This window comes from Rhodanobacteraceae bacterium, from assembly GCA_024234055.1.
In the GTDB taxonomy this organism is placed as follows: Bacteria; Pseudomonadota; Gammaproteobacteria; order Xanthomonadales; family SZUA-5; genus JADKFD01.
The window spans coordinates 482,522-506,639 of sequence record JACKOW010000002.1; the positions used below are offsets into that span (position 1 = coordinate 482,522).

The window sequence follows — 24,118 nt, forward strand, 5'->3', positions numbered from 1 at the left end:
GCCGCGAAGAGGCTATTCGAAGCCGTTGCTGAACAGGTTCTCGCTGACGCAGGTGACCGCCACGGTCGTCACATTGGCGCCCGTCACCGTGCCCGAGCCGGAGGACAACTGACAGACCTGCTGGAATGAGCCGGCCGGCTGAGCGAACACGGTCACGCTGTAGCTGGATCCATCGGCAAGGGCCGTCGCGAAGCTGAAAGCGCCATTGGCCGACAGCGCCAGAGTGTCGCCCCCGTTGTTCTGCAAGGAGACACTGGCACCCGCCGCCAGCCCGCTCAGCGTGCCGCCGATGGTGTAGGTGTTGGTGGTGCAAACCACGCTGACATTGCTGACATTCGCCCCGGCAACATTACCGCTGCCGTTGGTGACTACACAGGTCTGGTTGGGATTGGTCGGCTGCGCGAACACCGTCACCGCATAGGCGTTGCCATCGGTGATCGGCGTCGCGAAGCTGAAGGCTCCGTTGGCCGAGAGCACCAGGTCATTGCCGCCATTATTGCGCAAGGTCACGCTGCGACCCGCCGCCAGCCCGCTCAGCGTGCCGCCGATGGTGTAGGTGTTGGTGGTGCAAACCACGCTGACATTGCTGACATTCGCCCCGGCCACATTACCGCTGCCGTTGGTGACTACACAGGTCTGGTTGGGATTGGTCGGCTGCGCGAACACCGTCACCGCATAGGCGTTGCCATCGGTGATCGGCGTCGTGAAGCTGAAGGCTCCGTTGGCCGAGAGCACCAGGTCATTGCCGCCATTATTGCGCAAGGTCACGCTGCGACCCGCTGCCAGCCCGCTCAGCGTGCCACCGATGGTGTAGGTGTTGGTGGTGCAGACCACCGCCACATTGCTGACATTGGCACCGGCAACATTGCCGCTGCCGTTGCTCACCACACAGGTCTGGTTGGGATTGGTCGGCTGCGCGAACACCGTTACCGCATAGGCGTTGCCATCGGTGATCGGCGTCGTGAAGCTGAAGGCTCCGTTGGCCGAGAGCACCAGGTCATTGCCGCCATTATTGCGCAAGGTCACGCTGCGACCCGCCGCCAGCCCGCTCAACGTGCCACCGATGGTGTAGGTGTTGGTGGTGCAGACCACCGCCACGTTGCTGACATTGGTTCCGGCCACATTGCCGCTGCCGTTGCTCACCACACAGGTCTGGTTGGGATTGGTCGGCTGCGCGAACACGGTCACGGCATAGGCAGATCCGTCATTCAGCGCCGTGGCGAAGGTGAAGGATCCATTGGCCGACAGCACCAGATCGTCGCCGCCGTTGTTGCGCAAGGTCACACTGCGACCCGCCGCCAGCCCGGTCAGCGTGCCACCGATGGTGTAGGTGTTGGTGGTGCAGACCACCGACACGTTGCTGACATTGGCACCGGCAACATTGCCGCTGCCGTTCGACACCACGCAGGTCTGGTTGGGATTGGTGGGCTGCGCGAACACCGTCACCGCATAGGCATTGCCATCGGTGATCGGCGTCGTGAAGCTGAAGGCTCCGTTGGCCGAGAGCACCAGGTCATTGCCGCCATTATTGCGCAAGGTCACGCTGCGACCCGCCGCCAGCCCGCTCAACGTGCCACCGATGGTGTAGGTGTTGGTGGTGCAGACCACCGCCACGTTGCTGACATTGGTTCCGGCCACATTGCCGCTGCCGTTGCTCACCACACAGGTCTGGTTGGGATTGGTCGGCTGCGCGAACACGGTCACGGCATAGGCACCGCCATCACTGACTGGCGTGGCGAAGGTGAACGCCCCATTCGCTGACACCACCAGATTGTCGCCCCCGTTGTTGCGCAGGGTCACACTGCGACCCGCTGCCAGCCCGCTCAACGTGCCGCCGATGGTGTAGGTGTTGGTGGTGCAGACCACCGACACGTTGCTGACATTGGCACCGGCCACATTGCCGCTGCCGTTCGACACCACACAGGTCTGGTTGGGATTGGTCGGCTGCGCGAACACCGTCACCGCATAGGCGTTGCCATCGGTGATCGGCGTCGTGAAGCTGAAGGCTCCGTTGGCCGAGAGCACCAGGTCATTGCCGCCATTATTGCGCAAGGTCACGCTGCGACCCGCTGCCAGCCCGCTCAGCGTACCGCCGATGGTGTAGGTGTTGGTGGTGCAGACCACCGACACGTTGCTGACGTTGGCTCCGGCCACATTGCCGCTGCCGTTCGACACCACGCAAGTCTGGTTGGGATTGGTCGGCTGCGCGAACACCGTCACCGCATAGGCGTTGCCATCGGTGATCGGCGTCGTGAAGCTGAAGGCTCCGTTGGCCGAGAGCACCAGGTCATTGCCGCCATTATTGCGCAAGGTCACGCTGCGACCCGCTGCCAGCCCGCTCAGCGTACCGCCGATGGTGTAGGTGTTGGTGGTGCAGACCACCGACACGTTGCTGACGTTGGCTCCGGCGACGTTGCCGCTGCCGTTGCTGACCACGCAGGCCTGGTTGGGATTGGTCGGCTGCGCGAACACCGTCACCGCATAGCCGGCACCATCGCTGAGCGCGGTGGCAAAACTGAAACTGCCATTCGCGGACACCACCAGGTCGTCGCCGCCGTTGTTGCGCAGGGTCACGGTGCGACCTGCCGCCAATCCGCTGAGCGTGCCTCCAATGGTGTAACTACAAGGATTGCAGATAGACGTGACCCAGGCGCCGCGGCCGTGGGTGAAGGCATACAGCTGTGTCCCCGCCTGGTTGAGCTTCAGGGACTCAACCGGTGTGCGGGCAAAACCTGAATTTTCGACATTCCAGCTGGCGCCGCCGTCTATGGACGTGAACACACCGAGGTCCGTGCCGACAAAAACCTGCTGGGAGTTGTTGGGATTGACGACCACGGACAAGGCCGGAATCTGCGGCATCGCCGTGAGGCCGCTACCGACGCTGGGCGACCAACTGACGCCGCCATTGGTGGTCTTGAACACATTGTTGATGCCGAACGCCGAAACCGTCGCATATCCGACATTGACGTCGGTTGGATCCCAGGCCATCCAGGAGATGTAGCCGCTGACGATCGAACCACCCCCCGGCCAGCTGCCTGAATTGGGCGCAGACAAGGCTGCCGTGTTGTAGTGATAGCAACCGTCGGACATGCCGATGAGTACCCGATTGCCATCGAGTGGATGCGTGGCGATGGCCGAGATAGATCCAGCTCCGCAGGTACTGCTGGACCCGGTCGCCCGCGACCAGGCGTTGGTCTGGTTGACACTGCGCCAGATATCGAAGCCACCGGTCCAGATCTGCTGGCGATTGCTCTCGTTCATGGTGAACGGCGCAATGAAAAGAAAACCCGATCCGGTGATGCCGGTATTGGCAGCCACGAAGTTGGCACCGCCATCGGTGGATCGCTTCATCGAGTTTCCGGTGTTCGCCGCCAGCAGCACATCGTTGGCCGGATTGGCATCGCCCAGGGTGTCGACTGCGGCATAGGCACCGTCACCGCCGAGCAACGTGGTCCAGTTCAGGCCCGGAGAGACACCGCGCTGGGTGCCGTTGTCCTGCAGACCGCCGAAATAGGTGAGCCCGTCCGGATACACGGCGCCATCGTAGAACTGCGTGGTGACATAACCGTTGTTGCGATCCACCCAGGCCGCGCCGCCCGCCACCGGCGCACCGCAGATCTGGGCAAGGGTGGTGTTCACCGGCGCGCGGGCATTGTCGGTGCGCTCGACACCACCGTCGCTGCCTGCAAAGAGAATGCGATTGCTGGTGCCGTTGTACTGCGGATGGAATACCAGCGCGTGTTGGTCTGCATGGTGATACTCGGGATCGACACCCTTGTCGAACCACCAGAAGCTGGCGGTGCCCCAGTCCACACCGGCATTGTCAGAGCGCCAGAGGTCAATGCCGCCCGCCCAGAGGATGTCGGGGTCCACTGGATCTACAGCCAGCACGTTGTCATACCAGCCCTGGTTCGAGAAGCTGGACGTTCCGAAGCCACATTCGGTGAGTAGCGCAATGACCGGATTGCTGAGCAGCAACTGATTGATCTTCTGGGTCGTATTGGCTGGCGCGATATTGCCCTGACGCTGGGTAGTGAACGAGCCCGAGGCGCCGCTGGTGGTCGATCGATAGATGCCGTGCAATCCGTATTGCCCGGGACCGCCGCCTGCATTGCGCTGCGACGCCATCACGTAAACAACGTTCTCGTTCGAGGGCGCGATGGCAATCGAGCTTCGACCCTGCCCGGTGAGGCTGAGCACGCTGCTGAGCGTGGAGACATCGCTGTCGTCGGCTCGATAGACCGTGCCCTGAGATGAGGTTCGCCCGCAGGACACGAACAGGAAGCCCGACGCCCCCTGCAGCTGCATGGCCATGTCGGTGCAACCGCCCACGCTACTGGCATTCAGCACCTGGGAAAAGCTGGTGCCGCCATCGGTCGAACGGTAGACGCCGATACTGGTCGCGACCCAGATCCGCAGACTGTTGCGCGGGCTCACCAGGAGCTTGTTCGAGAAATTGAAATTGGAGTTGTTGGTGGCGGCCAGCTGCGACCAGGTCACACCGGCATCCATCGATTTGAAGACACCGGCGCCGCGTACCGCGTCTCCATTGCCAAAACCCTCGCCGGTACCGGCGTAGATCACGCTGCTGTTGCCCGGATCAAATGCCAGAGTGACCACAGCGAGATTGGCCATCTGATCGGTGGTCGTGATCCAGTTGGCGCCGGCATCCGTGGACTTCCACACTCCGCCGGCCACGCCGCCGGCATACATGATGTTGGGATTGCCCGGATCGATCAGGATCGCGCGGGTACGTCCACCCTGATTGGCAGGCCCCAGATTCGACCAGGTGCCCAGGGCATTGATGGGCGTTCCGGCGAAGGGATCAACCGGAGGGTCCTGCGCCCCGGACAGCGCCGAAAACCGCTGGCCGGTGGCGCTGGAAATACGTGGCATCTTGCGAATCTGTTGCAGCGCCGGGAAGTACATCTGCGGACTGAGCGTGCCCACGCCCACGCTGCGATTGGCGCCGCGCGTGATCAGCGGTCCGGTGCGGCTGTTCACGAAGAACTGCTCGGCGAGATCAGGATCGCCGAATCGGCGCTCGCCGAGATCACGGGCCTTCTCTGCCAGCAGCGCCCGCTGCGCCTCGCTGATCTTCACCAGCGGAAGGGCCGGCGCTTGCGGAACCGCGGTGGGCTCGGACTGCGCACCCTTGTCGGCCACGCGCTCCGAATCTTCGAGCGCATCCTGTGCAAACGCGACACTTGCCAGACACAACGCCAGCAAACCACAAATCCACTTGTTCACACCGACCCCCAATGTATGGGCACCCGATTCGCTTCGGGCAGCACAGCGCCTGATCACGTACCAGCCTGGATGACCAGCAAGGCCTGGCCGCGAAGCGTCAGTGTAGTCCCGAAGCCCGGGCGAAATTCGCCCCCAGACATGCCTGCAACAAGAAAATATTGCGCCGGTGCGGCTGTCCCTTAGAACAACGGCTCCATGCGCAGCACCGCGGCGCGCAGAGGGCTGCTTGCTGGTTGTTGGAACCGCCGTCCGAACCGCGCGTCCGGGCGGTGTGGTGAAAAGCAATCGCGGCTGAAGCCGCTCCCACAGGGGCGGCATGTGCCGAGTGGTCCATTGACTATGGCTCCGAGGAGGGCCGCGCGCCGGCGCGGCCGCTGTATGATCTTCGTCACGGCAAAGCGGCGCCGCGGCGCGGCGCCCTCCACAAGGCGGGTCCGCGATCGCCTTGGGAAATCTAGCCAGGTCGTGGAAAGCTCCGGTGGCTTCCCGAATTGGCCAACACCAGTCTTGCAGACGGGCCCATGCCTACGACTACGCGGCCCGCTCCGCCGACTCCAGACGCCAGTGCGCCACCAGCGCTCCGATCACTGCACCCGCCGGCGCGGTCACCCAACCGACGAACAGCAGGCTGAACATCGAATACACCGCGGCCGCCCAGAAGGCGCTCAGAGGTCCGATGGGGCCAGCATCGGAGGTGTCGATGGTCCCGGTCGACACGAAGGAAAACACGTAGTTTCCGAGCATCAGCAACCACCAGCAGGGATAGTGCGCAGCGACGCCCGCCAACGCGCCGGCGATGGCGGCCTGCTTCCGGCTATGAATGCCCGGTCGCTCCAGCAACGACCACCAGCACAAGGCAGCCGTGGCGTATGCGGCCAGCGGCGCCGCGATCAGGAACATCCAGTAGCCGTCACCGGCGCTGCCCAACGCCAGCCACGCGCCGGTTGCCAAGCCCACCAGGGCGCAGGCACCGCCCATGATGTTGCGGTCTCTGGACCAGAACCCCGTGCTCATTCGAATCCATCCTGGAACAGCGGCGCAGCGTAGCGTACATCGAGAAAGGGCTTGGCACTGCCGGTCACTTCGGCCAGCCCACGATGCACCAGCGCGCCGCCCATCACCGCGCGAGGACGAATCGTTCCGTCGGGCTGCAACTCATCGACAAAGTGGGTGGTCTGGCGCAGTTCGGCAGCGGCGAGCACGGCATCGCCATCCTTGAACTGCACCCGGTTCACGCCGGGATCGACTTGCGTGAAGGCAATCCGGAACTGGGTGATGCCGCCGCGATTGATGGCCGCCAGTCCGGCGGGTGTCAGGTCAATACGCAGCGCGTCATAGGGATTGTTGGCCGAGCCGATGGCACAGCCGACATCGCTGGCCGTGGCCGGTGCGGCGGCATCGGTCAACTCCAGTTCGGGCGAGCCGAAACTGGCGGCAACATCGACGCGCGGCGCGCCCAGGCTGCCGCTCACGAAGGGGTTGCTGCCGCTGCGACTCTCCTGCAGCAGGTACAGACTGGCTGACGCGATCTCGGCGCCCGGCGGAATGGCGCTGGTGTCGATCGACACGATACCGTAGCGCAGGCGGCTGCCGTCATCGCCCACCTGGATGCTGTCGTTGCCCAAAGCCACGCCATCGGTCCAGCCATCGAAGACACCGCCCTGCGAGCTCAAGCTGAGGGAGACGTCGCCGCGAAAGCGCGGGAAAAAGTAGTTCTCGGCCTGCACAGCCACCTTGTACTGATAGCCCTCCGGATCGAGATGGATCGGATCCGCCGGAATGCCTGAGCTGACCCGGAAATTCTCACGCAGACTGGGCAGGTTGGGATTGCCGCCCGGAAAAGGCAGATAGTCCGGTGCCAGCTGACCCGGGCGCGGCAGCAGCCCGGGTGCGGTCTGACCGTCGCCGTAGTAATGATGCATCTCGCCCACGCCATGGTCGAAATACAGGCGCGGGTGGCTGTTGGTCCAGGCGATGCGGCGCGATTCGACCGCCAGATTGAGGGCGTTCAATTCAGTGTCGGTGACCAGCGCATTGGCCGGATCACGACTCAGATCATTGCGCTTGGGACAGGCATAGATCCAGCACCACAGCGGCGAGACGTTGAAGTTCGGGTACTCGTAGCTGGACACCAGCACATCCAGGTTCGGGCGCACGGCGGTGAAAGCCGAGACGATGCTGCCGCTGTCGGCCAGGATGCGCTGGAACAATGCCGCTTCCGACCCCGGCACATCCAGATCCATGTCCTTGTACCAGCCGCCGCCGGACTTGCCGGCGAGCACGTCGTTGCCGCCGAGGCTGAAGACCACGGTGTCGATGCTGGGCAGTGCATTGAGCTCGGACACCACATTGGCGATCCATGGATAGCTCGCCGTATTGACCCATTCGCGAGCCTCGCTGCCGGACACCGCGTACTCCGGTCCGCTGTAGCCAGCGCCCGGATTCGAGCCCAGCGAGCGGCTCACGGCCAGCTTGTCGGCCTGACCGAAGCGATCGAAGATCTGGTTGTGGGCATCGTCATCCCACATGAACTGGGCCCAGCTGTCGCCGGCAATCAGTACCCGCGGCACGGCCGCGACCGCAGCGCAGGCGCCACTGATCACGGCGCCGCGGGTGCTGCGGCTCAGGGTGCCCGGGTAGTTCCAGGGATAATCGCTGCGGCTCGCTGACCACGATGGGTCTGCCGCCGATTGTGGGTTCTGGGCGATCGCCAACGGCGCCAGCCCACCATGGAGGAACAACACGGCGACGACCGGGAACAACCGCCAGCGCCAGGATTTCCGGCGTGCATCCTTCGGTGTTGCCAAGTACAGGGGCATCCGTCAGTCCATCTCCAAGAGCTTGCCACGGATCATACCTGCCGCGATCTGGATCGCCCCGAACGCGGTTGCGGATCACGCATCGCACGCCTTGACCGAGGTCACCTTGACCCGTCACCGCCCGGACAGCGCTGCGCGCAGTTCGGGCTACAAGAGCCGAGCTCTTCGCTTGCGTAGGCCGCGGGTACCGCGCAGCGGTTCCCGGGCGCTCGTACCGACAACCGACAACCGACAACCGACAACCGACAACCAGCAACCAGCAACCAGCCTAATCGCTGCGCAGCGCCGCAATCGGATCCAGCTCTGCCGCCTGGCGGGCGGGATAAACACCAAAACCCAGTCCCACCGCCGCGCAGACGACGGCGGACAGCAGCACCGGGATCGGCGCCCAGGCCACCGGCCAGCCGGCGAAGGTGGCAATGAGGTAGGCCAGCAGGCCGCCGAAGACCAGTCCCAGCAGGGCGCCGATACCGCAGATCAAGGCGGTTTCGCGCAGGAACTGATCGATGACGTGGCGCTTGCGGGCGCCGATGGCGCGCAGCAGACCGATTTCCCGACGGCGTTCAAGCACATTGGCCAACATGATGTTCATGATGCCGATACCGCCCACCAGCAGGCTGACGCCAGCGATGGCAGCCATCACGAACCGGAAGATGCGCTGGGTCTGCTGATGCTGGCGGTACAGCTGCGCCGGCACGATCAGGCTGTAGTCGGCAATGCCACCATGACGCTGATCGAGCAAAGCCGCCATCACCTGGGCGCCGCCGACGATCTGCTCAGGATCGGCCACGCGCAACCAGAAGCGATCGATTTCGTCCTCCATTGGCTGGAAACGCAGACGCTCGCGAGCGCTGGCCAGCGGCACGAACACGCGATTGGCCTCCAGCCCCAGTTGCACGCCTTCGAACTGATCCTTGGCCAGATCACGGTCGGCGAGTACGCCCACCACCTCGAACCAGGCGTGATTGATCTTGACCCACTGCCCCACCGCATCGCCCCGGGGGAACAGGCTGCGGGCTGCTTGATAGCCGAGCACCGCCACCGCGGCCAGAGCCTCCTCATCGGCATTGTCGAGCGCTCGACCCTGGTCCACCTTCAGGCTGGCCAGGTCAAAGTAGTTGGCCGAGACCGCACTGGCCTGTACATCACCGCTGCCCTGATCGCTGTAGACCTGATGGGCGCGGATTTCCTTTTCGGCGGCGATGGCCTCGGCACCGGGCACCACCGCCAGCGCCGCCTCGGCGTCGGCCCGGGTCAGACCCAGGCTGCGCAGGCGCACCTCGCGCAAGGCTTCGCTGTCCTGGGGGAGCGCGCGCACGATCAGATTGCGCAAACCCAGGCCTTCCACCAGCGACAGCGCCTCCTGGCGCGAGCCCTCGCCAACGCCGAGCATGGCGACGATACTGCCGACGCCGAAGATCAGACCGAGCAAGGTCAGTCCGGTGCGCAGCTTGCGCCGTCCCAGTTCATCCAGTGCCTCACGCCAGACACTCATGCGGCGGGCTCGCTCTTCGGCGTCAATATGACGGCATCACCGGGTTCCAGTCCTTCCAGGATCTGGCTGCGCGCCAGGCCGCGCTCGCCCAGGCGCACTGGCCGGCGCACGCGCTGGCCGTCCTCCCAGATTTCGACCTGGTTCTCGCCACCTTCGGTCAGCAGCGCAATATTCGGCACCGAAATGCCAAGCTCGGTGCGTACCGCATAGATGCGTGCCACGAGCGACTGGCCGGGCACCAGACCCAATGCGGCGACCTGATCCTTGGGCACCTTGGCGCGCATGCGCAGATATTTGATCGGGTTCTGGCGACTGATGGCCTGCGCCGCTGCCGCCACCCAACTGACCTCGGAGCTGAAGGTCTGATCGGGCCGGCCCAACGGATACAGCTCGACCGTGGCTCCCACCTTGACGCCAGCGGCATCAATCTGGGTCAGCGCGAACTGCACTTCCAGTTCGCTGGCATCGGGCAGGCTGCCGAAGTCATTGCCGGCCCAGAGCGCTGCGCCGACCCGCGGCTTCTCTCCCGACCAGTCGGCACTGAGCATGAACACACCATCGTTCGGTGCCACCAGTTCCAGTGCCGCCAGATCCGCTTCGCGCACCTGGGCCGTCTGCTGCTGGCTGGCGCGCTGACTGTCCAGCACCGCCAGTTCGGCCGAACCGCGCTCGCCGGTCTGATCGCGCTTCCAGCCGAGGAAGCCCTTCTTCTCGCCAAGGAAAGCTTGATCCTGCACCGCATCCAGCAATTCATTGCGGGCAAAGAAATCCAGGTCGGCGTCGGCATAGCGCGAGGCGATGCCCAGATCGGTATCCACCTGCGCCAAATCGGCATCGATCCTGGCCGATCCGGTCGCCAGTTCGGCCAGCTTGCCCTGCCGCGCCAGCGCATTGCGCAGCAGATTGGCGCGCGCTTCCAGCAGATCGAGCTTGCCCTGGGGCGCCGCGAAGCGGGCGATGGTCTGCCCTTGTTTGACGAAGCTGCCCTCCGGCGCCATCCACAACAACTGACGTCTGGCCCATTGGGTGCCAGGCACGTTCAAGGGCGTCGATTTGGCAGCGCGCAGCTCACCTTGCGCTTCCACCCGCAATTCCAGCGGCGCTGACACCACGGTCTCGACCGGCGGTGCCGTGTCGGGGTTATTGGCGCACGCGGCCAGTCCCGCAACTGCAAACAGCACACCGATCTTCAGCAAACATCTCATGTCGGCTTGGCCTCCAGATCCACTCTCACCGGCAGCCCGGGCTTCAGCTTGGCACCTTCCGGAATTCGATCCAGATCGATGCGCACATCGACCACCGGAATGGGATTGGCGCGTGAGCGCGAACGCACCACCCGGCCGATCTCGCTGACCGTGCCTGACAGCGCCGACACCGCCCCACCCTCGACACTCACCTGCACTCTCTGCCCGATCTGCACGCGTTCAATCTGCCGCTCGGGCACCTGCATGCTCACCGCAAGCCGCGACAGATCGGGAATCTGGGCGACGGCCATGCCGCGGAACACGCTGGAACCCACATCGAATTTCTCGCCCTGCCAGTTGCTCAGGTGCAGCATCACGCCCGCACGCGGCGCCTTGATGCTGAGCGCCCCCAGGCCCTCGCTGAGTGTGGCCACCTCCTGCTCCAGCAGATCGACACCGGCTTCCAGTTCCTCGCGCTCGGCCTGGCGCTGCCGCGCTGCAAGAACCTCGCGTCTGGTCACGATGTCCATCTCCGCTTCGGCCTGAACCCGCTCGATCGCCAGCTTGCGATAGGCCATGGCCGACAGCAGCGTGGCGGGTTGGGAGGCCTTGCGCCGGGCTTTCTCCAGCGCCGCCGCCTGCTCCGCCGTGGCGATGCGTTCGGTGCGCTCGCGTTCGGCCAGTTCCAGCCGCAGTCGCTCCAGCTGCGAGCGCTTCTCGTTGAGACTGCCCTGCTTCTCGGCCAGCTGCCGCATCAGATCACTGCCATCAAACTCGGCGACCACCTGGCCCTCGGTCACCACGCTGCCATCCGGCACCAGCTGAGTCAGCGTCAGCTGCCACAGATTCTCGATGGCCGGCGGCGAGATGGCGCTGGATTCCAGCGCAACGATCTCGCCCTCGAATCGGCGGGTGGCTGCCAACTCGAACGCAACCGGCGTGGGCGAGGTCTCGCCCTTGACCACGCGCACGCTGCTGCCGGAGCGCAACGGCAGATCGAAATTCTCCGGCAATTCGATGTCGATCTGAAAATAGCGGCCCTCGCCCCATTCGGCCTTGGCCTGCGGGGCGCCGGCGATCCGCGAGATCTGCGCGCTCTGCACACGCCCGGGCGCCGAGTCGAAATACAGCTGCACCGGATCGCCGACGTTGAAGGCACGGCGGTCCACTTCCAGGGCGTAGGCACGCACACCCAGACGCGCCTGACCCGCGCCGATCACATCGCCAACGCGTTGCCCGGGATAACTGGAGGAACCCTCGTCGAAACGACTACCGCGCCACTTGTCGAATCCATGCACGACCACGCCGTCGCGCTCGGCGCGCACTTCCGAGGCGTGCGCCTGCGCTTCCCAGTAGGCGATCTTCTCGTCGAACTGGGCCAGCTCGATCTGGCGATCCTCGCGTCGACGGTTGACCGCTGAGACCGCAGCGGTCCATTCATTGCGCGCGACCTCCAGCTCGCGTTCGGCCTGCTGCAAGGCGCCGCGATAGCGATCGAAGTCCAGTGCTGCCAGATGTTCCCTGGGAATCGCCGCGTCGATCCTGGCCTTGTCCAGGGTGGCTTCGGAGATCCGGAGCTTGCGCTCGGCGTCGATCGCGGCCACCTCCAGGGCAGCCACTTCCTTGTCGGCCCTGGCCGCAGCCTGCAAGCGCTCGGACTTGAACTGTCGGGTGTTGCTGGCAGCCTGACCGCCGTCGATGCTGAGCACCACATCGCCCTTGCGCACCGGTTGACCTTCAGCCACGAAACTGCGCAACACCACCGGCGAGGAATCAGACGGCGGCGTCAGGATGGGCTGCGCGTCGACGGCGTGGATTTCGCCGCTGATGACGGCCGGGCGGGTGGACGGCTCGGCCATGACCGCGCCGCTCAGCAGGAGCATCAGCCAGAGCCATCGCGGACCAAGTCCACTCCCACGGAAGGGCGGGGGCAGGGGGCAGGGGGCAGGGGACCCGCCATGCGCCGTCGTTCGAACATGCGGCAAGGTTGGAGCCCTGCCCCCTGCCCCCTGCCCCTGTTGCTTGCGCGAGGCAAGCCATCGCCAAACGCCAAGGCTGCGCTCACGCATTTCAGACACGCGCATCATCCTTCTCGATCAATCCATCCCGCAGTTGCACATGCCGCGGCGCCCGCGCTGCGACCTCGGCGTCGTGAGTCACCAGCACGATGGTCTGGCCCTCGGCATGGAGTTCGTCAAACAGGCCCAGCACATCAGCCGCACTGCGCGAATCGAGGTTGCCGGTCGGTTCATCAGCCAACAGCACCGCCGGTTGCCGGATCAGCGCCCGGACAATGGCAGCGCGCTGCTGCTGGCCACCGGACAACTCGCTCGGCCGGTGCCCCAGGCGTTCGCTCAAGCCCACCCGATCAAGCAAGGCCCGGGCCCGCAATTCCGCCTGCGGGTCCGGGGCATCGGCAAAGCGCAATGGCAGCAGCACGTTTTCGAGCACGCTCAAGCGCGGCAACAGAAAGAAGCTCTGGAAGACAAAGCCGATCTGGCGATTACGCAAGCCGCTGACGCGGTCATCGGCCAAGGTGGCCACGTCGGTGCCATCCAGCAGATAGTGCCCGCTGCTCGGACGATCCAGACAACCGATCAGATTCAGCAGACTGGACTTGCCCGAACCCGAGGGCCCGGTGATGGCCACGAACTCACCCGCGCCAATACGGAGGTCAATGCCCGCCAGCGCCATCACCGTGGTGCTGCCCATCTGATAGCGGCGCGTCAGCGACTTGAGTTCAATCATCCGTGATCGAGGCCATCTGGCTGAACAAGGGGCCTTGGATAGCACGCCGCCGACAAAGTTCCGGCAAGCGCGTGACCCATGCCGTCGGGTCGCGCCAGCCATGTCGGCCCGAACGATGAACCCGCCGTCGTAGGTCGCGTGGTCCGCAAGAGCGGGCGTGTGACATCGAACTACCTTACATTGCGGTGCGCAGCAAAGCCGACCTGCTGCGACCCTGTACCGACGCAGGTGAGGAGGCTATGATCAATTGTTACCAATTTCAACAAGCATTCCCATGACACCCGCTCACCGCTCACTCCTGCTGCTGAGCCTGATGTTGCTCAGCGCACTGCTGTCCGCCCCGCTGGCGCTGGCGGCGCCCCCGATCGGACCGCTGCGTCCGCAGTTGCTGGCGGATCTGCGCACCGAAGAGTGGCCAGCGTATCGGCAAGATAGCGGAACCAACAGCGTCGGCGTGCTGGAAGGCGGCAGCGGCGTACCCATCAGCTTGTATGTCACGCGCGATCTCTGGCGCAGCGACGGCACCGATGCCGGCACCTACCGGCTGGCGGACATCTACCCCGGACCGCAGTTCGGCGGCGGACCTTTCCTCGTGCCCGTCAATGGCCAAGCGGCCTTTCTGGCCGACGATGGATCTTTCGGCAAGGAACTGTGGTGCAGCGACGGCACCATTCAGGGCACGCGGATGGTGCGCGATCTGGTCCCCGGATTCCGGGGATTCTCGAGCCCTTGGCTCGAGGTTTTCGGCCAACTCGGCAATCAGACCGTGCTGCGCCTGGAGCATCCGGACTCCGGCGCCGAGCTGTATGTGTCGGACTGCGACTCCTTGACCCTGATCAGGGATCTCAACCCCGGCGGGTCGGGCGTGGACTATCGCGGCGGCGTGGTTTCCGGTGGCCGGATTGTCTTCGCCGGCAATGACGGCAACACCGGCGTCGAACCCTGGATCAGCGATGGCAGCGCCGCCGGCACCCATGTGTTGACCGAACTGAGAGCCGGCACGGATGGCTCGGAACCCTATGATTTCCGGGTCGGGGCCAATGGCACAGCCTGGTTTGCCGCGTGTCCGATGACCAACTTGTGCCAGATCTACCGGCTCGATGTGGCGACCGAAACCCTCGTTGCCATTGCCAACACCGAGGTCGCCACTTCGGCCGATCTGGCGCTGGTCGCTGAGGTGAACGGACGCCTGGTTGCCTGGCGCCGCGATGCATCGACCGGCATGGAGCCGCTGGCCGTCGATGGCATCACAGCCACCTCGCTCGGCGATCTCAATCCGGGTATCGAGGATTCCCGCTACGACGACGGGCATGCCGTCATGGCCAATGGCACGCTGCTGTTCAGCGCGAGGCTATCCAGCTCTGCGGTGGTCATGATGCGCACGGATGGCACGCCGGCTGGCACTGAAGAAGTCTGGCGAGTGCCGGGGGGCGGGCAGAGTTTCGTATCCTCGATTGAGGGTCCGATGGATTTTCCCGCGCTGAGCGGTGTGCGAGTTGTGTTCCAGGCTGGCGATGGCACATCGACGCATGTCTACCAGACCGACGGAAGCTTTGCGGGAACTGAGATATTGGCGGCCGGCACCATTTTGGGAAGTCCACTCGCTGGCCCGGTCGCCACTCCCGTGCCGAACGGTCAGCTGCTTCGAACCAGTCCTTCTGGTCTGCTCTTCAGCAACGGGAATCCGGCACAGAATCATGTGGTGATGGAAACCCGGGGTGACAGTTCAAGCAACGCCGGTCTGAGCGGTGCCTTCGGCCAGAACATCGTGGCTGGAGCGCTCATGGGATCAGGATACGAAACGATCTTCGGTGGAGCCCGGCCCGGGCTCTGGAGGCCATTGCGGCCACTGCTGCCCGCAGCGCTGACGAACCAACCCACGCTGCGACCGGTCACCGCAACCGGCGGGCTGATCTCGGTGCAACTGCCGGTCGCCGGCACCGAACCCTGGTACTACGATGCCCAAACCGAAACCACGCGTTCGCTGGGAGACCTGAACCCCGGCATTGCCGACACCGTGCTCGGGCTGGCTTTCCCCTACGGCGGCGGATTGATCGCCGGCGCTCGCCAGAGCGACACCACGGTACGCCTTCTGGTGACGGATGGCACGGCGTCGGGCTCGGAGGTCAGAAACACCGGTTGTGCCGAGGCTGATCCCAGCAATTTCGACAGTCGGGACAGGATTATTCTGGTGGGCGACCGCATCGTGTTTCCCTGCGTCTTGCCCATGCTGGGGACCGAGCCCTGGGTCTATGACATCCAGTCACGCTCGGCCGCCATGCTGGCCGACCTTAATCCAGGCAGTGGATCCTCAACGCCGGTGCCCATCGCCATGGACGGTCAGCGCGCGCTGATTCTGACCAAAGCGCCCTATGCGTTGTGGATGACCGACGGCACCCCCGCTGGCACGCAACAGATCTCCGATCTCAGTGTGCTGCCGAATCCGGACTCTGCGCAGATCTATCCGAGCTATGCCAGTGCCGGCAGTTTCGGCATCCTGGTACTCAACCGCTTGGATGGCCAGCCCGGAGAGGGAATCGCGGCGGTATTCCGGATCGATGCCACCGGCGCGCAGGTGCTGGCGACAGCGCAGCGCCCGTCATTGGCCTATTTCAGCGCCGCTCCGGTGCTCTTCGAGGACAAAGTGTATTTCCCCTTCCACGACGATGCCGAAGGCCTGGAACTCTGGGAAAGCGACGGCACCGTGCCGGGAACGCACAGGGTGGCCCAGGCCCTCCGTCCCGGACCAGCCAGCGCCAGGCCCGATGTCCTGACGGTGGTCCCCGGCATCGGCATCCTTTTTGCTGCCCATCTGGGGCTGGAAGAAGGCGTCGAGCCTGTGTTGTGGTCAGGCGGCAATTACTATCCGGCCGTGACCATCGCTGGCCCCGAATCCGGGCTATCGGACGGTACGTTCCCATTCATGATTGCCGGAACCCGAGCCGTGTTCGCAGCCCGCCACCCCAAGGCCGACAACGAGCTGATGACGGTCGACCTCAGCGGCGACAGCCTGTTCGAGTGGGGAATGGAATAGGCCCGCGGGTCGAGGATGCACACGTAAGCCGGGGCGTTTGGGCCACTCCAAGACGAGCAAAAGGCCGCCTGTGGTAGCCCGCGGCGCGAGCGGCGCTCTCACCGGGCGGTGACGCCAAAGAGCCCCGCTGAGCCGCTACGCGGCACAACGGGCTACGCGCAAGAGGTCTCATCGCTCGTGGGCACAGGTGGCTCTCCATGAACGCATGTCGCAAATTGTTGATTTGATTTGTTGATTTGTAGGAGCGCCCTTGCGGCGCGACGGCTGCTTCGAACGTGAGGCTTGGCGGTCGCGCCGCAAGGGCGCTCCTACAGGCAGCTTGTGGTTCATGGCCCGTGCGCAGTTTCAGGCCGAAACAGGTGGCTCGCAATGACGCCGGGGTTCATGGCCAATGGCGAGGGCACCGCGGCTCCGACGGCATGCATGTCACGAGCTTGACCCGGCAGGCTCCACGAGTACGCGCCGCCTACCTGATCGGCGCAGTCCTTCAAGGCGCGCTGGAGTTGGCGACGGTCCACGGTCGCCAACTCGAATCAACGTGCTCAGGGGCCTTCGAATCCATCCGCAAAGATATTGGGCCCAGCCACGGTGAGATTGATTTCCCAGATGCCGCGACCGTGGGTGGCAGCGCGAAGCGGCCCGCGACCGCCCGGATTGCTCGGGCCGTTGAAAGCCAGACCGAAGACCGGTACACGCGGCAGACCGCTGCCCAGCGGGCTCCAGGTGGCGCCGCTGTCCGTGCTGCGATAGACGCCGATGTCAGTACCCGCATAGACGGTGGCGGAGTCGGCGGGATCAATCAGCAGGGCGTTGACCGGCACATTGGGGATTCCGCTGGCGGCGGCGCTGAAGGTGGGCGTGGCGGACAGGAAATTGCTGGACTTCCAGACATTCTGGCCAGCTCCGGCGAACCCGGACAGCGCCACGTAGACCACGTTGTTGTCGTTGGCATCAACGGCAATCCGGCCGATGTACTGGTTGGGAATGGCATTGCCGGTGTCGAACTCCTCCAGTGTCGTCGCTCCGGTGAGCGTGCGGTACAAACCGCCATCTCGCAGACCGACCACGCGCAGATTGTCGTCATTGGCAGCAATGGCGATGGCCGAGATCGGAACACCGGAGCGAATCGGGTTCTGACTGACCACGGTGTGGTTGCTGCCGGCGTCGGCCGATCGATACAGTCGGTCGCTACCGTAGTAGACGGTATTGGGCGAGCCAGGGCCGAGCACCAGCGGCGCATAGAACAGGATCGAGCCGTTGCAGGTGATGCCGTTGCCGGTCGCGTTCGTGGACTGGCAGCCGACAAATCCCCAGGACGAGCTGACCGTGGAACGGGTGGCATAACCCTGAAGGTTCCCGGCGTTGAAATAGGTGTGGTACATGCGCACGTTGACGCTGTCGGCGGCAGTCTGGTCAATACCGGTAAAGCCGCCGTCGCCGCCATCCACCCGCAGCCAGGAACCATTGCTCTGCTTCTGGTTGGTGCCGTTGTCCTGAGTACCGCCGATCATCAGCTCGGTGTCGGTGGGATGCGTGGCAATGCTCATGAACTGGGTGGCACTGAAGCTGCTGTTGTTGAGCGGTGTCCAGTTCACGCCCTTGTTGTTCGACCGGTAGATCCCGCCATCCGAACCGAAATAGACCACGTTGGGATCCGACTGGGACACGGCGATGACGTGTGAATCCACGTGCAGACCGTTGTCACTGTTCGCGAACGAGGTGCCGCTGTTGGTGGAAATGGCGAAAGGCGTGGACGGCGCACCGCCGATGTAGACGCGGGTGGGATCGACTGGATCGACCTCGATGGCAATGTTGTAGAAGCACTGCGGCGTGCAGAAATTGTTGTCGATCTGCTGGGTCCAGGTGGCACCGTTGTCATTGCTGATCAGCACCCGACCGCCGCCGTCGCCGACGCCGGCGTAGATCACCGGGTTGGGGTTGCCGGAGACGCGGCCGATGGCGAATTCGGAGGTCAGATCACTGGTCCCCGAGCCGGGAAAGACTTGCGTCTGGGTGAAGGTCGGGCTCGCGGAGAGCGCATTGGTCGAGGTGTAGAGACCGCCGACACCGCCCGAGGCCACCACGCCTGCGATCAGCAGATCGGGATTCCCCGGATCGAGCACGATGTCGCGCACGCTCGAATTCGCGTTTCCGGCCAGTCCGGTGAGTTTCTCGAACACCGGATTGGCCGATGTGGCGTTGACCGATCGGTAGACGCCTCTGGACGGCAGGGTTGGATTGGCGGCGGCGCCAATGCCGGCGACGCCGGACGTGGTGGCCACGAAAATGATGTCCGGATTGCTCGGATGCACCTGGATCTCACTGATGCCGCGCCCGGTGAAGACATCCTGAGCGCTGCCGTCAAGGTTGAAGGGCCCGGAAATCGTCGGATTGGCCGAAGTGGAATTGGTGATCCGGTACACGCCAACGCCGAAGAAACTGTCCAGAGAGAAGTTGTGTTCGCCAGTGCCGACGTACAGCGTGTTCGGCTGCGTCGCCGGAATCGCCAGCGCACCGATCGACAGGCTAAGGGCGTTGTCCATCAACGGCACCCAGGAGGTGCCGCCGTTGCTGGAGCGATAGAGCCCGCCGCTGGCCGTACCAACAAACACGATGTCGGGATTGCTGGGATGGATGGCAATCGAAATCACGCGGCCGGAGACCGGCGTGGTGGTGCCGACTGTCTGACCGTTGGGAATGGGCATGGGACCCACCTCGGTCCAGGTCGGCCCACCGCTCACGCTGCGCATCTGCGCGTCCAGGCTGCGGACGGCCTGCACGCGCCATTTCGGATCTATGGCCTTGCCCTCCTCGACGCCACGCATGGCGCCGATCTGCCGGGCGCGTTCAAGCAGATACTGTTCCTTGTCGATGCCACGGCCGCGCAGAGCGGCTACCGGCGCATCCGGTTCATCATCCGGAACCACTTGAGCATCCACGCCGGCAGTGAAGACCATGGCGGTGAGCGTGATCGAGAAAATTGACAGCGAGCGCAATTTCATGACAATCCCGGGGATGGTGAGCAGTCTTATTCAAGCCGCGGCCGATCGCCCGTGTCAACGCCAAAATAGTCATCTGAGCCATCGGATTTCGACCTCTCACGCGTTCTTTTCGATGTTTTCACACAAGCACCACTCCATACACACAAAACCGAAACAAGTCCTTCGTCAATTTCCCGCCACTGGGATACACCGGTCCATATTCGCCATGTTGGCCAATCAAGGCCTCGAGATCCGAGGCGCGAGGAGAGCAATGACAATGACTCGATATTCCTGTCGAACCATGACCCTACTGGCCGCCGCGCTGGTGATGGGCGCGTGCAGCACTGCGCCGACCCGGCCCGCTGCCACGGTGGCAGAGCAGTCTGCGCCCGCAGCCAGCGTTGACGGGGCAATCTGCACCGGCTTCGGCCCACAGACGCCGCGAGACATCGATCAAACCGGCGGCAGCAACCAGCGCCTGTTCTCGATGGCGCCGGACTACCCGAATCTGAATCTGTGCAATGTGCATTTTCATCAGAATGCTGAGCACAAGGCCAAGGATTTTTCAATCTACGCCGGCCCTGGCGACAACGGTGTGGGCGGCGGCTATCGCTGCAACATGAGCACGTCCTTGTCGGCCGCGGAACTGGCGCAACCGACCGGAAAGATTTGCCATGGCCTGAAGCCGGGTGACACCATCGAAGTACACTGGGTCTATTCCTCCTGCGAGGTCAAACCCGGCGCCACCCTGGGGGCTTGTCTGTCGGACAGCTGCGCAAACCCGCAACTGCGGGTGGAAACCCAGGTGTTCACGCTGGTCAACGACGCCTCGGCGATGAACTTCAACGATTTCGACTACGGCAATACCATCGTCAACGGTTACCACCAGGCCAAGGCACTGCCCCAGGGCACCGGCAGCCCGGTGCAGTTCCTGGGCTCCACCACCGGGCCAAAGTACAACGAATCGGTGTGTTCACCGCTGCAGGTCTCGTGGAGCGTGCGTCCGATGTGCGCCAAGCTGGACATCAACAGCGTCGGCCGCTGGTGCGAGAGCAATGCGTTTGACGAGGACCACGCCCACGGCGTGCGCGCGCTGGTCACCGAGCCGAGTCTGCTGTCGGAGATCAAGTAAGCCGGGAGTTGCAGCGGGTCCGGCCGAAGCCTGCCGACATAGCTGTAGGCCGGGGCGGCCGCCACTCCACGACACCCGAAGGTTCGTCATCACGCGTCATTGCGAGCCACCTGTTTCGGCCTGAAACTGCCCACGGGCCATGAACCCTGGCAGGCACGAAGTGGCCTTGAGGACGGCCGCGCGCCTGCGCGGCCGCTCTTGATCTCCGCTCAGCGCAAAGCGGCGCCGCAGTTCGGCTCCCTCCACCACAGCGACCCGATACCCCCGGCGCCCGGCGCGGGAATGCGGTTCATGGAGAGCGTAGCGAAGCAATCCAGGAGTGTGCAGCGCTATCCTGGATTGCCTCGTCGCTGCGCTCCTCTCCATGAACCCATATCGTAAGTTGTTGATTTGCTGTTGTAGGTCACGTTGCTCGCGTAGCGAGCTACGTGACGCAACTCGATGTCACGTAGTCCGCTGACGCGGACAACATGACCTACGACGGCGGGTTCATGGCCCGTGGGCAGTTTCAGGCCGAAACAGGTGGCTCGCAATGACCCCGGGGGTTCATGGTCCAGGGGGCAGCTTCAGTTCGAGGCCGCTGACGAATCCTGATGCAGACATCGCTTTCGCGGCGTCTGCGTATGCTGGCCCCATGCTCAGAGCCCTCGCCAGTCTGTTTTTCTACGCCCGCTTCTATGGTCAGTTCAGCGTCGCCGGGCTCCAGCGGCGGCGCGCGGACTGGACGCCCTACAACCAGGACCTGAGCGGCCAGACCTGGCTGATCACCGGCGCCAGCGGCGGTATTGGCCGGGCGATTGCGCTGCAGGCGCATGAGCGCGGAGCGACGGTGCTGGCGGCTGCCCGCAACCGTGAAAAGCTCGATGCACTGCGGGCGGAGGCCGGAAACTCGACACGTTTCGAGGTCCTGCCGGTCGATTTCTCGTTGTTGGCCGACACCCGCCGCTTCGCTGCCAAGCTGATCGCCCGGACATCGCCGGTCTCGGTGCTGGTCAACAATGTCGGGGTGCTGTTGAACCAATATCAGCGCACCGAGGAGGGCCTGGAATCGTCCTTGGTCAGCAATCTGCTCAGTCACTATCTGCTGACCGAAACGCTGGTGGAAGCGGACGCGATCGAGTCCGGGGGCGTGGTGATCAACATGAGTTCAGGCGGCATGTACGGCGCCGCGCTGGACCTCAAGGCACTGACCCGGGATGCGGCCGACTATGACGGCATGGCCGCCTATGCCCAGCACAAGCGCGCCCAGGTGGTGCTGACCCACTACTGGAATCAACGCTGGCAGGGCCGCCCGAAGGTGCATGTGATGCATCCCGGCTGGGTCGATACCGAAGGCGTACAGACCTCGCTGCCCTGGTTCCGGGCGACGCTGCAGCGCAGGCTGCGCACGGCAGCGCAGGCCGCCGACACCGCGCTCTGGCTTGGCAGCACGCGCCCGGCACCGGCGGCGGAAGGGATCTGGCTGGACCGGGTGCTGGACGATGAACACGTTTTTGGGTTTACCCGCAAACCCGCCGCCAGCGCCGATGATCTGGTCGAATTCCTGAGAGCACACGCGCAGGCTGCATGAGGCAGTGCGGCTGTGCGCATGGAACGCGGGGCGAGCGCCGGCGAACGGGGAAATCGTCATGAAGGGCCGCGGCCGCTGCCCCGCCGTTGTCGGCAATTCAAAACTGAGACGTTAAGGTACTGGCTCCCTGAAAACGGAGTGCCAGCAACGATGACCCTCGCTGCCCACCCTCTCAGCTGGCTTCGCTGCCTGAGCATTTTCACGACGAGCCTGCTTTTCGTCCTGGCAACGTCCAAGGCCTACACCCAGGATGCTTTCCAGCCCAGCGGCCTGCCCCCGGCGCTGCTGCCGAAAAAGGCACAAGTGGCGCCCGGCGCACCCAGCGCCATCGACGGCATCTGGACCATCTCCACCCTCGGCAAGCGCATCCGCATCGAGGCCGGGCGTGCGTATGCGGTCGATGCCTGGGCGCATCTGGGACTGCTGGAAGTGCAGCCCGACATGGTGGTGATCCAGAACATCCAGCGTGTGGATCAAGGCCGCTATGGTGGTGATGATCTGCCGCTGCTGGGTCGCCTCAGCGCCCAATTGCAGCCCGGCGCCATGGATGTCAGCGTGGCCGGAGCCTTCGGACCGGTTCGCTATCAGCTGATCGCCGTGCAGCTGGATGATCCGGACGCCTACCAGCGCGAACTCGGTGCCTCGCTGCCGGCACCGCCACCAGGGGTAACGCCCTGGCCGACACCGAATCCGCCGCCAGGAATCACCCCAGCTCCGCCGCCCAAACCGCGCCCGAATCCGCGGCCGTCACCCAGCCCGCGCGGCTGCGGCGGCATCGGTGAGCAGCCCTGCGAGATCGTACCCGCCCAGTATGTGGGCAAGGCCGAGAAACTCGGTTGCCCCGGCAAGCAGTCCTATTTCTCGTCGATCCGAGGCAGTTCCTGCTGGACCTGTCCGAAGGACTATCGGCGAAGCTCGCCGACCCGGAAGATGGATCATCCCAAGGCCTGCATCAAACGCGGCTCGTTGACCGGCCCCTGGAAGCCCGCGCGCTACACCCAGCAAGCCTGGGGTTGCCCCAGCGGCCAGTTCCATGTGGCACTGGGCGGCGGCAGCTGCATGAGATGTCCTGCGCATACCACGCGCATCCAGGTGGCCGGCGTTGACGCCATGAAATGCAAGCCCGACTACCGCTGCGCCGGCAATCTGAGGGTGGCCAAGCAGCCGCCGGAGAACAACCCGCTGGCGAACCTGATCGGCGCGTCTTCGGCCAAGGTCTGTGCGCCGCCCTTTGATCTCAAGGCCGCGGCCCGCGGCGACCAAGCCGGTTTCAGCGTCTTCGGCACCTACATGACGCAACTCGCGCAGGCACTGGTCAAGGACATCAAGGCGGACCGGCAGGGCAACCTCAAGCAGCTGATCAAGGCCAAACGCTGGCGCGACGTCTATGCCCTGCTGCGCGAGATGCCGGCCTACCGGGCGCTCGAAGGAACCGCGCGTGAAGCCGGCAAACATTCGATCACGGTGGGCTGGTCGGGCGATTTCCAGCTGATCGCCGGGGGCAACGGCGAAGCCGGCATCGCCATCGACCTGGTCGAGCGCAAGGTCAAACCCTACGAGTCGGCCGGCATCTCCAAGGGCATCGCCGCCGGGATCGATTCGGCATTGACGGTTGGCATCTGGAACGGACCTTTTGAAACGGGGTACTCGCAGGGCGTCGCTGCCTCGGTCAGCGGCGCCGTCAGTGTCGGCGGCGCGATCTGGTACAGCTATTACAGCCCCGAGCAGGGACAGGAACATTTGCTGGGCGTGACCGCTTCGGTCGGCCTGGGCCTGGGCATCGAGTTCGGCGAGTACAACGAAGTCGGCACCTTCCTGCTGCGGGAGGTCTTCGACCAATACTGAGCAGGTGGCACACCTGACTTCTGGCCATGGCAGCGAATCAGGGGCGCGGGTAGCCTACGT

Annotated in this window: 12 protein-coding genes; 4 read left to right on the top strand and 8 right to left on the bottom strand. The window is 64.4% G+C overall.

The genetic code is table 11. The annotated features are described in order from the left end of the window. Positions 1–12: 12 nt before the first annotated feature. The 7 genes from H7A19_06305 to H7A19_06335 form a co-directional block, all read right to left on the bottom strand. On the bottom strand, positions 13–5,250 hold the full coding sequence (locus H7A19_06305; GenBank protein MCP5474437.1) for a hypothetical protein: 5,238 nt from the start codon (positions 5,248–5,250) through the stop codon (positions 13–15). A 531-nt stretch (positions 5,251–5,781) separates the two neighbouring features. Further along, positions 5,782–6,264, bottom strand: coding sequence for a hypothetical protein (locus H7A19_06310; GenBank protein MCP5474438.1), 483 nt, complete (start codon positions 6,262–6,264; stop codon positions 5,782–5,784). Then, entirely contained in the window at positions 6,261–8,069 is a 1,809-nt protein-coding gene (locus H7A19_06315; GenBank protein ID MCP5474439.1) for a hypothetical protein, read from the bottom strand. Before H7A19_06315 ends, H7A19_06310 begins: the two co-directional genes overlap by 4 nt. Positions 8,070–8,337: 268 nt before the next feature. Continuing rightward, positions 8,338–9,564, bottom strand: a complete 1,227-nt coding sequence (locus H7A19_06320) for an ABC transporter permease (GenBank protein MCP5474440.1) — start codon at positions 9,562–9,564, stop codon at positions 8,338–8,340. Beyond that, positions 9,561–10,769 (bottom strand): hypothetical protein, encoded by a 1,209-nt coding sequence (locus H7A19_06325; protein ID MCP5474441.1) that lies wholly within the window; start codon positions 10,767–10,769, stop codon positions 9,561–9,563. The genes H7A19_06320 and H7A19_06325 overlap by 4 nt, the downstream gene beginning before the upstream one ends. Next, positions 10,766–12,631, bottom strand: a complete 1,866-nt coding sequence (locus tag H7A19_06330) for an HlyD family efflux transporter periplasmic adaptor subunit (GenBank protein MCP5474442.1) — start codon at positions 12,629–12,631, stop codon at positions 10,766–10,768. Before H7A19_06330 ends, H7A19_06325 begins: the two co-directional genes overlap by 4 nt. A gap of 187 nt (positions 12,632–12,818) precedes the next feature. Next, the gene (locus tag H7A19_06335) at positions 12,819–13,496 is read right to left on the bottom strand and encodes an ABC transporter ATP-binding protein (GenBank protein ID MCP5474443.1); all 678 of its coding nucleotides are present in this window, start codon (positions 13,494–13,496) and stop codon (positions 12,819–12,821) included. Positions 13,497–13,770: 274 nt separating this feature from the next. Between H7A19_06335 and H7A19_06340 the strand changes: the two genes are divergently transcribed. Continuing rightward, complete coding sequence (locus H7A19_06340; protein ID MCP5474444.1) at positions 13,771–16,530, top strand: hypothetical protein; 2,760 nt, start codon at positions 13,771–13,773, stop codon at positions 16,528–16,530. A 542-nt stretch (positions 16,531–17,072) separates the two neighbouring features. On the opposite strand, the gene H7A19_06345 is transcribed toward H7A19_06340, so the two are convergent. Beyond that, positions 17,073–19,532: a hypothetical protein gene (locus H7A19_06345; protein ID MCP5474445.1), complete on the bottom strand. Its 2,460-nt coding sequence runs from the start codon at positions 19,530–19,532 to the stop codon at positions 17,073–17,075. A 307-nt stretch (positions 19,533–19,839) separates the two neighbouring features. On the opposite strand from H7A19_06345, the gene H7A19_06350 reads away from it, so the two are divergent. The 3 genes from H7A19_06350 to H7A19_06360 all read left to right on the top strand — a co-directional run bounded on the left by H7A19_06350 (position 19,840) and on the right by H7A19_06360 (position 24,058). Next, entirely contained in the window at positions 19,840–20,643 is an 804-nt protein-coding gene (locus H7A19_06350) for a cadmium carbonic anhydrase (protein MCP5474446.1), read from the top strand. A 634-nt stretch (positions 20,644–21,277) separates the two neighbouring features. Next, a complete protein-coding gene (locus H7A19_06355; protein MCP5474447.1) occupies positions 21,278–22,213 on the top strand; it encodes an SDR family NAD(P)-dependent oxidoreductase in 936 nt (311 codons plus the stop codon). A gap of 150 nt (positions 22,214–22,363) precedes the next feature. After that, entirely contained in the window at positions 22,364–24,058 is a 1,695-nt protein-coding gene (locus H7A19_06360) for a hypothetical protein (protein ID MCP5474448.1), read from the top strand. Positions 24,059–24,118 lie beyond the last annotated feature (60 nt).